The organism is Janthinobacterium sp. EB271-G4-3-2 (genome assembly GCF_020858035.1).
Classification (GTDB): Bacteria; Pseudomonadota; Gammaproteobacteria; order Burkholderiales; family Burkholderiaceae_D; genus Janthinobacterium; species Janthinobacterium aestuarii.
This window is the reverse complement of the sequence record NZ_JACYMG010000012.1, coordinates 177292-190607: the sequence shown is the minus strand read 5'-3', so window position 1 is coordinate 190607 and position 13316 is coordinate 177292. Positions and strand designations below refer to the sequence as shown.

The 13316-nt window shown below is 61.2% G+C and carries 10 protein-coding genes; 7 read left to right on the top strand and 3 right to left on the bottom strand.

Annotated elements, in window-relative coordinates:
* Window position 1: 1 nt before the first annotated feature.
* From dnaN to IGS55_RS22735, 5 genes are all read left to right on the top strand, one after another.
* Window positions 2–1108 carry a DNA polymerase III subunit beta gene (dnaN, locus tag IGS55_RS22755; RefSeq protein ID WP_034754341.1) on the top strand — a complete coding sequence of 369 codons (1107 nt, stop codon included), beginning with the start codon at window positions 2–4 and terminating at the stop codon, window positions 1106–1108.
* A gap of 153 nt (window positions 1109–1261) precedes the next feature.
* Window positions 1262–3760 (top strand): DNA topoisomerase (ATP-hydrolyzing) subunit B, encoded by a 2499-nt coding sequence (gyrB, locus tag IGS55_RS22750; RefSeq protein ID WP_230519377.1) that lies wholly within the window; start codon window positions 1262–1264, stop codon window positions 3758–3760.
* A gap of 444 nt (window positions 3761–4204) precedes the next feature.
* Window positions 4205–5266 (top strand): GGDEF domain-containing protein, encoded by a 1062-nt coding sequence (locus tag IGS55_RS22745; RefSeq protein ID WP_230519376.1) that lies wholly within the window; start codon window positions 4205–4207, stop codon window positions 5264–5266.
* An 87-nt stretch (window positions 5267–5353) separates the two neighbouring features.
* Entirely contained in the window at window positions 5354–6370 is a 1017-nt protein-coding gene (locus IGS55_RS22740) for a hypothetical protein (RefSeq protein WP_230519375.1), read from the top strand.
* A 163-nt stretch (window positions 6371–6533) separates the two neighbouring features.
* On the top strand, window positions 6534–7685 hold the full coding sequence (locus tag IGS55_RS22735; protein WP_230519374.1) for an AI-2E family transporter: 1152 nt from the start codon (window positions 6534–6536) through the stop codon (window positions 7683–7685).
* 13 nt (window positions 7686–7698) lie between these two features.
* Here the strand turns inward: IGS55_RS22735 and IGS55_RS22730 are convergent, their stop codons facing one another.
* The 3 genes from IGS55_RS22730 to IGS55_RS22720 form a co-directional block, all read right to left on the bottom strand.
* Window positions 7699–9417 (bottom strand): methyl-accepting chemotaxis protein, encoded by a 1719-nt coding sequence (locus tag IGS55_RS22730; protein ID WP_230519373.1) that lies wholly within the window; start codon window positions 9415–9417, stop codon window positions 7699–7701.
* 401 nt (window positions 9418–9818) lie between these two features.
* Window positions 9819–10733, bottom strand: a complete 915-nt coding sequence (locus IGS55_RS22725) for a toxin-antitoxin system YwqK family antitoxin (protein WP_230519372.1) — start codon at window positions 10731–10733, stop codon at window positions 9819–9821.
* Between the two features lie 40 nt (window positions 10734–10773).
* Window positions 10774–11688: a DMT family transporter gene (locus IGS55_RS22720; protein ID WP_230519371.1), complete on the bottom strand. Its 915-nt coding sequence runs from the start codon at window positions 11686–11688 to the stop codon at window positions 10774–10776.
* 101 nt (window positions 11689–11789) lie between these two features.
* Between IGS55_RS22720 and IGS55_RS22715 the strand changes: the two genes are divergently transcribed.
* Window positions 11790–12578, top strand: a complete 789-nt coding sequence (locus IGS55_RS22715) for an AraC family transcriptional regulator (RefSeq protein ID WP_230519370.1) — start codon at window positions 11790–11792, stop codon at window positions 12576–12578.
* A 117-nt stretch (window positions 12579–12695) separates the two neighbouring features.
* Entirely contained in the window at window positions 12696–13295 is a 600-nt protein-coding gene (locus IGS55_RS22710) for a MarC family protein (protein WP_034754361.1), read from the top strand.
* Window positions 13296–13316 lie beyond the last annotated feature (21 nt).

Here is a 13316-nt window from a genome sequence, read left to right as displayed (position 1 = left end):
TATGCAATTGGTCAAAACCACCCGAGATACCCTTCTCCGGCCACTGCAGATCGTGAGCGGTATTGTCGAGCGTCGGCACACTATGCCGATTCTGGCCAATATCCTCATCCGCAAAGACGGTGAAAATGTCTCCTTCCTGTCGACCGACACCGAAGTGCAGATCACCACGCACGCGGAAATCGGTTCCGGCGCGGACGTCACCGGCACCACCGTGGCCGCGCGCAAGCTGCTCGACATCCTGCGCGCCCTGCCCGAATCGGGCGACGTCACGATGACCTTGCTGAACAAGCGCCTGACCGTACAAACGGGCAAGTCGCGTTTCGCCCTGCAAACCCTGGCGGCGGAAGAGTTTCCAACCGTGCAACAGGCGGAAAGCTACAACGCGTCCGTCACCCTGCCCCAGAAAACGCTGAAGCACCTGTTCAACATGGTGCATTTCTCGATGGCGCAGCAAGACATCCGCTATTACCTGAACGGCTTGCTGCTGGTTCTGGATGGCAATAATGTGATCGCCGTGGCCACCGACGGCCATCGCCTGGCGTTTTGCCAGGTCGCCACCGAGCAGACCTTCGCGCGCCAGGAAGTCATTATTCCGCGCAAGACCATCATCGAACTGCAGCGCTTGCTGGAAGAGAACGATGAGCCGGTGCAATTGGATATCGCCGCCAACCAGGTGAAACTGACCTTCGCCGACATCGAGCTGATCTCGAAGCTGGTGGAAGGCAAGTTCCCCGACTACACGCGCGTGATTCCAAAAGGCTACAAAAACGACTTCACCATCGGCCGCGATGAATTGCTGCGCTCGCTGCAACGCGCCGCCATCATGACCAGCGACAAGTTCAAGGGCGTGCGCTGCATCATCACCCCGGGCAGCATGAAGATCAGCTCGACCAATGCGGACCAGGAAGAAGCCGTCGAAGAGCTGGAAATCGACTACGGCGGCGACTCCGTCGACATCGGTTTCAACGTGACGTATCTGCTGGATGTACTGAACAACCTGAAATGCGAATACGTCAACATCGCGCTCGGTGATTCGAACTCGTCCGCCCTGATCTCCATCCCCGACAATGCCGACTTCAAGTATGTCGTCATGCCGATGCGCATCTAAAGACCACAGCAGTGACGTAGGTCGGATGAGCGCAGCGTAATCCGACATGCTGAAACGCCGCCTGTCGGGTTACGCCGTTCCGGCTAACCCGACCTGCGGTCATCAGCCAGCAGCCCCGAATCAATCAGCAATCGTTATTTGAGAAAGCAGTCCATGTCCGAGAATCCACAAGACACCCCGATCCAGGCCAAAACGGAAGAATACGGCGCCTCCTCCATCCAGATCCTGGAAGGCCTGGAAGCCGTGCGCAAACGCCCGGGCATGTACATTGGCGACACCTCGGACGGCACCGGCTTGCACCATCTGGTATTCGAAGTGCTGGACAACTCCATCGATGAATCGCTGGCCGGCCACTGCACGGAAATCCACGTCACCATCCACAGCGATAATTCGATCTCGATCACCGACAATGGCCGCGGCGTGCCGACCGGCCTGAAAATGGACGACAAGCACGATCCGAAGCGTTCGGCGGCGGAAATCGTCATGACCGAATTGCACGCCGGCGGCAAGTTCGACCAGAACTCGTATAAAGTATCGGGCGGTTTGCACGGCGTGGGCGTGTCCTGCGTGAATGGCCTGTCGAAACTGCTGAAACTGACCATCCGCCGCGATGGCAAGATTCACCACATGGAATTCGTGCGCGGCGTGCCGCAAGACCGCCAGATCGTCATGGTCGGCGACATCGCCACCTCCCCGATCAAGGTCATCGGCGAAACGGACAAGCGCGGTACCGACGTGCATTTCTGGGCCGACGAAGAGATTTTCACGCACGTCGAATTCCACTATGAAATCCTGGCCAAGCGCATCCGCGAACTGTCCTTCCTGAACAATGGCGTCAACATCAAGTTGTCCGACCAGCGCACGGGCAAGGAAGAAGTGTTCGCCTTCGAAGGCGGCACGCGCGGCTTCGTCGAATACATCAACAAGGCCAAATCGGTCTTGCACCCGACCATTTTCCAGGCCACGGGCGAGCGCATGTCGGACCAGAACACGAACATCTCGGTCGACGTGTCGATGCAGTGGAACGATGCCTACAATGAACAGGTGCTGTGCTTCACGAACAACATCCCGCAACGCGACGGCGGCACCCACCTGACGGGCTTGCGCGCGGCGATGACGCGCGTGATCAACAAATACATCGATGAACACGAGTTCGCCAAGAAGGCGAAAGTGGAAATCAACGGCGACGACATGCGCGAAGGCTTGACCTGCGTCTTGTCCGTGAAAGTGCCGGAGCCGAAATTCTCGTCGCAGACGAAAGACAAGCTGGTATCGAGCGAAGTGCGCGGCCCCGTCGAAGAAATCGTCGCCAAGACCCTGGCAGACTACCTGCAAGAAAAACCAAACGACGCCAAGATCATTTGCGGCAAGATCGTCGAAGCGGCGCGCGCCCGTGAAGCGGCCCGCAAGGCCCGCGATTTGACCCGCCGCAAAGGCATCATGGATGGCCTGGGCCTGTCGGCCAAGCTGGCCGATTGCCAGGAAAAAGACCCCGCCCTGTGCGAACTGTACATCGTCGAGGGTGACTCGGCAGGCGGCTCGGCAAAACAAGGGCGCGACCGCAAGTTCCAGGCGATCCTGCCGCTGCGCGGTAAAGTGCTGAACGTGGAAAAAGCCCGTTTCGAAAAAATGCTGTCGTCGGAGCAGATCACCACCCTGATCGCTACCCTCGGCACCTCGATCGGACCGGACGAATTCAACGTCGAAAAACTGCGCTACCACCGCATCATCATCATGACCGATGCGGACGTCGACGGCGCCCACATCCGCACCCTGCTGCTGACCCTGTTCTACCGCCAGATGCCGCAACTGGTCGAGCGCGGCCACATCTACATCGCGCAACCGCCGCTGTACAAGGTGAAAGCGGGCCGCGACGAGCGCTATCTGAAAGATGACGCGGAAGAAGCAAGCTACATGATGACGGTGGCGCTGAACACGGCCGTGCTGGTGCCGCGCGAAGGCGCGGAAGGCATTTCCGGCGAGACCCTGACGGAACTGGTGCGCAAGTTCAACCTGTCGAACACCATCATGACCCGTCTGACGCGCGTCATCGACCGCGCCGCCCTGACGGCCATCATGACGGGCGTGCAGCTGGACCTGTCGACCCTGGACCTGGCGGAAACCTCCGCCCTGGCCCTGCAGACGGCCATCAACGACAGCGCCGTGAAAGTGCACGTGCGTTCCGACGACTTGTCGGAAAAACACAAGCTGCACATCGAGCGCATGTACCACGGTAACGTCAAAGTGACGGCCATCGACGCCGACTTCGTGCAAGGCCCGGACTACGCCGTGCTGAGCAGCGGCGCCGCCACCTTCGAAGGCCTGATCGGCGAAGGCGCGTTCGTACGCCGCGGCGAAGGCGAGCGCATGAAGGAAATCGCCGTGGTCGACTTCCACCAGGCCATGCAATGGCTGCGCGACGAAGCCGAACGCACGGTCTCGAAACAGCGCTACAAAGGTCTGGGCGAAATGAACCCGGATCAATTGTGGGAAACGACGATGGACCCGACCGTACGCCGCCTGTTAAAAGTGCAGATCGAAGACGCCATTGCGGCGGATCAAATCTTCACGACCTTGATGGGTGACGACGTGGAACCACGCAGGGCGTTCATCGAAAACAACGCGCTGAGGGCCGGGAATATCGACGTCTAAAAGTACAGTTAATGACCGTATGCTAATTAGATGAAAAGATATCTTTCTAGCGTTTCCTAAGATAGAAAAAGCCCAAGCACTCTTGGGCTTTTTCTTTTTTCACGTAGTAATAACAAAATCCAGCATTAGATTCCCAGCGAACTTTTCTTTTTTCTTAGACGAATTATTCGCCAATCGTTCAAGTAGTTTAGATGCTGGTTCATCTTTGTATCTTGCCGTACGAATTCCGAAGCGCCATAGGATTGCTTTTCGTCCCTGCACGCTCGACACAATGTGGCGGCAACAGAACAGTGACTGCTACTTTCTCTGCCAGCATCCCCACTCCCCCCAAGAAACCAGTACACTAGTTCCTGAGCGCAACTAATTTTGTACGCGCGCCATGCCGCCTGCCGTTGCCGGGAGGCGTCCCTGCCGCAAGGCGTGTTGTCTGCCTGGACGAATGGAATGTTCACTTCGCGCAGCCTGTCTCCTGCCTTCTATTACCTGTTCTTTTCAGGAGAACGGGAGCAGCAGCAGCGCTTTTTCAAGGAACTGCATTTCATTTCGATAGCCATCCTGACGTTTGGCCTGGCTTGCTGGCTGGTCACGTTCAGCCTGACCTTGTCGCGCGCCTCGCTCGATCATGCGCAGGCGGCGCTGGGCGTGACGGGCATGCTGGTCGGGCTGCTGCTGACCATGTATGCGAAGTCGCTGCAGGCCATCATCGTCAGCGGCGCCATCAGCGTGCTGTTCATCAGCTTCGGCTTTCGCGTGCTGATGCTTGGCACGGAAGACCCCGCTTTTTGGGTATTGCCGCTGGGCGTGATGATCACCCTGACGACGGCGCCCATCTTCAGCGGCATCGCGTATTACCTGGGCGTGTCGCTGTGCGTGTGGGCCATGCTGGGGCTGGGCCAGTTTCCCGTGCATGCGGGCCAGGCCGACCAGTATTGGCCCGTGCTGGCCGTCACCATCAGCGTGATCATCGGCCTGGCGCTGAATATCTATTTCCTCGTCTTGCGCATCCACAACTACCGCTCCCAGCGCGAACTGGCGACGATGGCCTACAAGGATGGCTTGACCGGGCTTAACAATCGCCGCATGTTCACGCAAAGCGCCCGCACCTTGCAGCGCACGGCGCGCACGCCCGCGTATTTCCTGATGATCGATATCGACGACTTCAAGCAGATCAACGACATGCATGGCCATGACGCGGGCGACGAAGTGCTGAAAAGGATCGCCGAGGTGATCGCGGGACTGTCGGGCGAGCACCTGTGCGGCCGCCTGGGCGGCGAGGAGTTTGCCGTGATTTACCTGGGCGAAAAGAACGCGGCCTGCGCCTTTGCCGCGCAGCTGGTCGATGCCGTCGAGGCGGCTTTCGTGCCGGAACGCAAGGTGTCCGTCAGCATCGGCATGGCGGAACTGATCAAGGAAGCGGACTTGTCGCACAGCTATCGGCGCGCCGATGAATCCTTGTACCAGGCCAAGAAAAGCGGCAAGAACCGCTACGTGCTCAACGCCGCTTGAAAAGCGTACTGTACGCATGCAATGCTAAGATCGCGGCCCGCGCATGCCGGCAACCGCTCCGGCATGGCGTCTCGACAAGGATGTCCATTGAACACCCCAGGAAACATCACTTTTCGCATGCTGTCGCTGTGCGCGGCGCTGTGCCTGCCGCTTTCAGCCGTGGCACAAGCCGTTTCCGCCGAAGATGCCGCCTTCGTGGCCGCCACTGTGCCCGTCTCCGTGCCGTCGCCGCCGCTCAGCCTGAACGAGCATCCGCAAATCCGCGCCGACGTCTTCAGGCTGCTCGGCTATGCGCGCGGCAACTATACGCAGGGCGATACCCTGATCGCGCTCCAGGTGCTCGACAGCATGCGCTCACTGGAACACATCCAGCGCACCATGTTGCCCGACGGGCGTTCGGTGCTGGCATCCATCAACCCCGGCACACACGGTGCGCAGCGGGCCGCCATGCTGTTCGACCCGCAACGCAAGCTGTTGGCGCTGGCCTTGGTCAACGGCCATTGCCAGGCCGCCATCGGCGACGCCGTGCCCGCCTGCCTGCCGTCCACCCACGCCGTGCTGACGGTGTTTGTACCGCCGGGCGCGGACGACGAGATGGCCGCGCCGCTGCTCGTGTGGGCGCGGCAACTGCCGCCCATGCTGGCGCAGGCTGCGCCGGAACAGCGGCAAAGCATTGCTGCGATGGAATACATCACCACGCGTCCCGGCCAGCCCGGCTGGGAGCCGCGCGACGTGCCGCCCGGCTTTCCTTCCAGCTTGCTGCACCTGCTGCTGCCGAACGCGGAACTGAACAGCAGCGCCAGCGGCGGCAAGCTCATCGCACAGGCCGGCCTGACCGGCTTGCCCATGCGTACACCCACGGAAGCGGCCGAGGCGGGCGACGAACCCATGCCCGATGCCAGCATCACCCTGCGCAGCTATGCCGATTTCCACTGGGTGCTCAACACCTATGCCAAGCTGGCCAAGGGAGCGCAAGTGCAGGGCCATGACGACAAGGTCGTGTTCACGGGCAGCGACACGAGCGGCCGCTACACTGTGACCCTGCGCGAACCGGGCAAGAAAGACAGCGTGCTCATCACCGTGGCCAGCTGGCGCACAAAATAAGGAAGGCGATCAAGGAAAGCATTGCCATTACGCACAAGAACATGGCATTTTGGCATTTTGCGGTATGATTTCCGGCCGTGCGGCGCGGCCCCATCCCTGCCTTGCCCACCCTGCCCTTCAAGCCAGCCACGCTTGCGTCGCATCCTGCCCCTAAGGAATTCATATGTTCGGTTTTAACTTGCGCGTTGCCAAGATGGTGTGGACGGCTTTCCTCATCGCCTTCCTGCTGTTCCTCACCTACAAGGTGTCGTCGACCCTGATCGTCGTGGTATTTGCGATTTTCTTCAGCTACCTCGTGTATCCGCTGATCGGCCTGCTGGAGCGGTACGGGCCGAAGCGCTTGCCGCGCACGGCCGCCATCGGCATCGTCTTCCTCGTGGTGATCTTGCTGGTGGCGATACTGGGCTCCATCTTCGGCGCGCGCATCGAGGAGGAAGCGATCAAGCTCAGTAATCAGTTGCCGACCCTGCTCAAGGGCAACAACTTTGCCGAGCGCATCCCTTTGCCGGAATTCATGGAACCGTTGCGTGCGCGCCTGCTGTCGTTCATGCAGACGCAGCTGAGCAGCGGTACGGGACAAGCGATGCCGTTGGCGAAAGAACTGGGCCTGACCGTCATGCATGCGGCCAGCAACCTGATCTATCTGGTGCTGGTGCCCGTGCTGAGCTTTTTGCTGATCAAGGAAGGCCCGGACATGCGCGACGGCTTGCTGTCCCTGCTGAACCGCCCGAACAAGAAGCTCTGGGGCGCCATCATCGATGACCTCGACATCCTGCTGTCGCGCTATGTGCGCGCCCTGCTGCTGTTGTCGATCGCCACGTTTGTGTCCTACAGCATTGCCTTTTCCCTGATGGGCGTGCCGTACAGCCTGCTGTTGGCCGGTGCGGCCGCCTTGCTGGAATTCATCCCGTTTGCGGGCCCGCTGGCGGCGGCCGTCATCGCCGTGGTCGTGGCCGGTTTCAGCGGTTTCGAGCACGTGTTCTGGCTGATCGGCTTTATCGCCGCCTACCGTTTGTTCCAGGATTACGTGGTCAACCCGTATTTGATGAGCGAAGGCGTGGAAGTGAGTCCGCTGATGGTGATCGTCGGCCTGCTGGCCGGCGACCAGCTCGGTGGCGTGGTCGGCATCTTCCTGTCCGTGCCCGTGATGGCGGCCATCAAGATCGTCTTCGTGCGCGCCCGGGCAGCCTTGCAGGCGCGCCATGATGCGCTGGAGAAAGCGGAACAGGCCGCGGAAGAAGCGCGCGCCCAGGCCCTGGCCGAGGCGGCGATGCTGCAGGAACAGGGCGGCAAGGCCACCCTGGAAGCGCGGTAACTTAAGCAGTAACTTAGAACTCTTCCCACTCGCCGCTGTTATCGGCGGCCGGTTTCGCTGGACGCGGCTTGGCGGCGGCAACCGATGCCGGCGCCAGGCGCAACGCCGGGCGTTTCAAGGCCGTGCTGGCGGCGGCCACGACAGGCTTGCGCAAGGCGGGCTTGGCGGGGGCCGGGCCGCTGTGGGCGGCGTCGAGTTTGAAAATGCTGACCATTTCGGCCAGTGCCGCCGCCTGTTCCTGCATGGATTCCGAGGCGGCTGCCGCTTCTTCCACCAGGGCCGCATTCTGTTGCGTCACGGTATCCATTTCCGCCACGGCCTGGTTGATCTGGCCGATGCCCAGTTCCTGCTCGCGGCCGGCGGCACTGATTTCGCCCATGATGTCCGTCACGCGGCGGATGCTGGCCACGATCTCGTCCATCGTCGTGCCCGTTTGGCTGACCAGCGCGCTGCCCGCGCCCACGTTCTGCACCGACGCTTCGATCAGCAGCTTGATGTCCTTGGCGGCGGAAGCCGAGCGGTGCGCCAGGTTGCGCACTTCCGTGGCGACGACGGCAAAGCCGCGGCCCTGCTCGCCGGCACGCGCCGCTTCCACGGCCGCGTTCAGGGCCAGGATGTTCGTCTGGAAGGCGATGCCGTCGATCACGCCGATGATGTCGGCAATCTTCTTCGACGATTCGCTGATGGTGCCCATGGTATCGACCACTTGCGCCACCAATGCGCCACCTTTCACCGCCACGTCCGATGCGGACACGGCCAGCTGGTTCGCCTGGCGCGCATTGTCGGAATTCTGCTTGACGGTCGAGGTCAGCTCTTCCAGCGAGGATGCCGTTTCTTCCAGGCTCGACGCTTGCTGCTCCGTGCGGCTGGACAGATCCAGGTTGCCCGAGGCGATTTCATTGCTGGCCGTGGCGATGGCGCCGCTACCGTCGCGCACGCCGCGCACGGTGGTCGACAGGCGTTCCTGCATTTTCTGCAAGCCCGTCAGCAAGGCGCCCATCTCGTCGTGGCGCGTGATGACGATGTCGTTGGCCAGATTGCCGTCGGAAATGGCGCCGAAATGGCGCAGGGCCTGGTCCAGCGGGCCGAAGATGGCGCGCAGCAGCAAGATGCTGGAGATAATCGTCAGCAAGGCGCCGACAATCATGCCGCCGATGGCCATGGCCACCTGAGTACGGTAGCTGGACTGGCTTTCCGCATACATGCGGGCGGCCGAAGTGGTCTGGTATTGCGTCAATGTTTCGGCGGCCTGGTCCAGACTGCGGTACAGCGGCGTCAGCCCCGTCATCATCAAACCGTCCGCTTGTGCGACGTTACCTTCACGCAAAGCCTTGCTCATGACCAGCAAGCCGTTGCTCATGTACTCGCTGCGCTTCTTGTCCATGTCGTCGGACAGGCGCTTTTCGTCAGTGCTTTGCGGCAAGCCCAGGTAGACCTTCCAGAACTTGTTGGACGCTTCCATGAATTGTTCGGCACGGGCCAAGGTATCCTTGGCGTCGGCCGCTTCCGGGTGCACCATCACGCGGTCCATCGTGAACCGGGCGCGGCCCAGGGCAATTTGCGATTCGCCGATCGCTTGCGTCGATGCCAGCTGATTACTGTAGACCTCGTTAAGGCTGTTGTTGGCCGATTTCAGGCTGATGATACTCATGACGCCCAGCACGGCGATCAGCACACCCAGCACACTCATGGTGGCAATCAGGCGCATTTTTATTGTTATGTTAGACAGCATGCAGTTTTCCTTGGTAGGGGCGCAACCATGCCTGCGCCCGCCAAACGGGATAGCAGCAAACGCCTGATGGGCGGGTCACGTGAATTGTTCAGGACAGATCGATACGGCGTGTGCGGCGGCAGGGGGAAGGCGGCCCGCGCGTATCGTCAGGAGTGCAAGACAGGGCAACGAGGTCGAGGTTTCCTGTACTTTTATTTCCTGACTGCAAGATACAGGGAAAGATTACTAGTAGCAACATCCAGCATGGATTTTCACGCTTTGTAACAAGTGGATGATGTTTTTTGCGCAGAACTGGCATTCCGCAATCGTGCGCGCTCGCGTGGGAATGCCAGTTATGTTAATAGACGGTTTCTGCAATCAAGCATGGTCAGCATTTGCCAGCCACCGTCCGGCGTCGCCTTTTACGGCTCCTGTTTCACGTCATCGACATACAGGCCGCCACCGCCAAGTTCCACCCACTGGCCCTGCTTCTTGCCGTTGACATAGTTGCCCTGCCATTGCACCACACCGTCGATGCGGCGTTCGCTGGGGCCGTTCAAGCGGTCCTTCACAAACGTGTCGTAGCCGGTGAAACTGTGCATGTCCACTTCGCGCCATTCGTCCACGCCAGTGCTCACTTCCCAGCGGCCCGTGCGCTGGCCACGCTGCATCATGCCCGTCGTCGTTTCATCGCCGCTTTCATACGTCCACGGCCCTTCGGCCTTGTCATCGACAAAGGCGCCAAACGAGCGGATGGTGTTCGGCTCCTCGTAGTGCCACTGCCCCGTGCGCTTGCCCTGTGCATACTGGCCGCGGGCATACACGCTGCCCACGCAGCAATTCACGTTGTACTCGATGAATAGCCCATCCTGGCTGGCGGCAAAGCGCTGCGGCTGCGTTTCCCATGTGATCCACTTGATGTGATAGCTGGGTGCGCGGTTCCCTTTCCAGCCCTTGCCCAGCAGATACGTGACCGTGAGGAAATGGCCATCCTTTTCCACGAAGGTTTTTTTATAGGCAAACGCCGGCGCATCGGCTGGCTTGCCGGGCAATAAATCGCCATCGATATTGAAATAGCCGACCAGCTTGCCATGGCCATGCTCGATGGCATCGAACTCGGCCACGCCCGTGGGTGCGTAGGCTATGCTGTGGTCGATCTGCGGCACATGGGCCAGCGCCGTGCGCACCTGCGCCTCGTCCATGGTTTTCGCGCCGCGCTCGACGGTGCTGGCGGTGGCCATCGGTTCACCGTCGTAGAACCGCGCCGCCTGCGCTGGCGCCAGAGTGCCCAGCGCCAGCAGCGCCACCATCGTGCTCATCCAGAATATTTGCCGCATGCCCACTCCACTGCCGAAAACCGCCATTATGCATGGCCATTCAGGCAAGACCCGACACCCCAGCACGCCGGCCAAACAGGGGCCGCTGCACCGTCTGCGCCAGCAGCACGCCCAGCAGCGAAATGCCGCCGCCGACCAGGTGGTACACATGCATGCTTTCGTGCAGCCAGACGATGGCCAGCAAGGCCGTCAGCAGGGGCAGCAGGTTGACGTAGATGCTGCAACGGTTCGGCCCCAGCAGTTTGACGCCTTCGATCCACAGATAGGACAGCACGATGGACGAGCCGATACCCGCATAGCCGATCAGGGGCAAGGTGGTGGCATCGAGCCTGGCGCTGCCGGGCGGCAGCAGCAGGAACAGCGGCAGCATGCACGCCAGGGCCGCCAGCGCCTGGCAATAGATGGCTTGCCAGGCGGGAATGGACAGGCGCCAGCGACGCAGCAGCACGCCGTACAGGGCAAAGCTCAGGCAGGCCAGCAGCATCAGCGCATCGCCCGCATGCACGCCCTGCTGCAGCAAGGCCAGCACGTCGCCGCGCCCCACCAGGTACAGCAGGCCGCCGAACGACAGCACGCCGCCGGCCGCCATGCCGACCGTCAGGCGCTCGCCCAGCAGCAGCACGCTGAGCAGGGCCGTCATCAGGGGCGCGAGCGCCGTGACGATGGCCATGTTCGTCGCCGTGGTGCTTTCCGCGGCGCGGTAGGACAAACTCTGGAACAGGGCCATCGACATCAGGCCGCACAGGGCCAGTTGCCACCACTGGCGGCGGATGGCGGCGCGGTTGCGCCACAGGGGACGGGCGATAAACGGTGTCATCACCAGCAAGACCAGCACCAGGCGGTAAAAGGTGATGGCCGTGGGGGCGATGCTGGACGCGGCCAGCTTGGACACGACGACGTTGCCGGCCCACAGCAACATGGCCAGAAACGGATACAGATAGGCGCGCACAGGCATGCGAAACTCCGGGAATAGTTACGGGAATCCATCATGCCGCAGGCGCGTCGCGCCTTCTCGCGCTAAGATGTCCGAACCTATCGCAAAACTGACCTTATTTGATGGATTGTTCCTCTCCGGCCTTTCAGGAATTGCTGCCCGTCACGGCGCGCGCCATGGCGCTGGCCGTCGACTATGCGCACGGCCACGTGATTTCCGCGCACCGCCACACGCATGCGCAACTGCTGTATGCCATCGAGGGCGTGATGACCATCGAGGCGCAGGGCGGGCGCTGGGTGGTGCCGCCCACGCGCGGCGTGTGGCTGCAGCCCGGCATCGCGCACCAGGTGCGCATGAGCGGCGCCGTCAAGATGCGCACGGTGTTCGTCAACTGCGCCAATTCGCCATTGCTGCCTGGTCACAGCTGCGTGCTCGACATCAGTCCTTTGCTGCGGCAATTGATCGTGGCGGCCGTCGACATCGCGCCCGATTTCACGGAGGGCAGCCGCGACTGGCATCTGCTGCAATTGCTGTTGCATGAGCTCGACAGCCTGCCCGTGCTGCCCCTGTATCTGCCGCTGCCCATGGATGCGCGCCTGCGCGGCATTTGCGCGCGGCTGATGGAACAACCGGGCGAACAGCAGACGGTGGCGCACTGGGCGCAGGAACTGGCGATCACCGAGCGCAGCCTGCACCGTTTGTTCCAGAAGCAGACGGGCATGCGCTTTGGCCAGTGGCGCCAGCAGGCGCGATTGCTGCGGGCGCTCGAGCAATTGGCGCAAGGCGTCAAGGTCATCGACGTGGCCATGGACAACGGCTACATGAGCCAGAGCGCGTTTACGGCCATGTTCAAAAAGCACTTCGGCACGACGCCGACCGCGTTTTACCAGGCTAAAGTCATCGCCGCGTAAAAAAAATGCTGCTATGCATCAATAATCATGGGCGATTGGGAGCAGGCTTGTTATCATCGCAAGCCTTATCGCACCGCGCCCATCCTGGCAGCGGTGTTGACCTCAGCCCACGCCACCATGACACAGAATTTCTTCCAGACTTTTATCCTGCTTTTGCTCGTCACCGATCCGTTCGGCAACGTTTCCCTGTTCGTCAATGCCCTGAAACGGGTGCCCATCGAGCGGCGCTGGAAAGTCGTGGTGCGCGAGTGCATGATCGCCTTTGGCATCTTGCTGCTGTTTATGTTCTTCGGCCGCCATTTCCTGAACGCCTTGCAATTGTCGGAAGTGGCGCTGCGCATCGGCGGCGGCGTGATTTTGTTCCTGATCGCCATGCGCATGGTGTTTCCGCAGCCAAACGCGGGCAATAGCGACCACGAGATGGGCGGCGAACCGTTCATCGTGCCGCTGGCCATCCCCGCGCTGGCCGGCCCGTCCGCGCTGGCCACCGTGCTGCTGTTTTCCTCGCATGAAATGAATGAAGTGATCGCCCACGTGGCGGGGCTGACGGCCGTGGCCGTCGTCTGGCTGGCCGTCTTCCTGTGCGCCGAACGCTTGCAGCGGGCGCTCGGTCCAAGGGTCATGACGGCGTTCGAGCGCCTGATGGGCTTGATCCTGACGGCCATGGCCATTGAGATGCTGCTCGCCGGCATACGCGCGTTCCTGAAATCCGTTTAACATCAGCATTCATCCACTGAA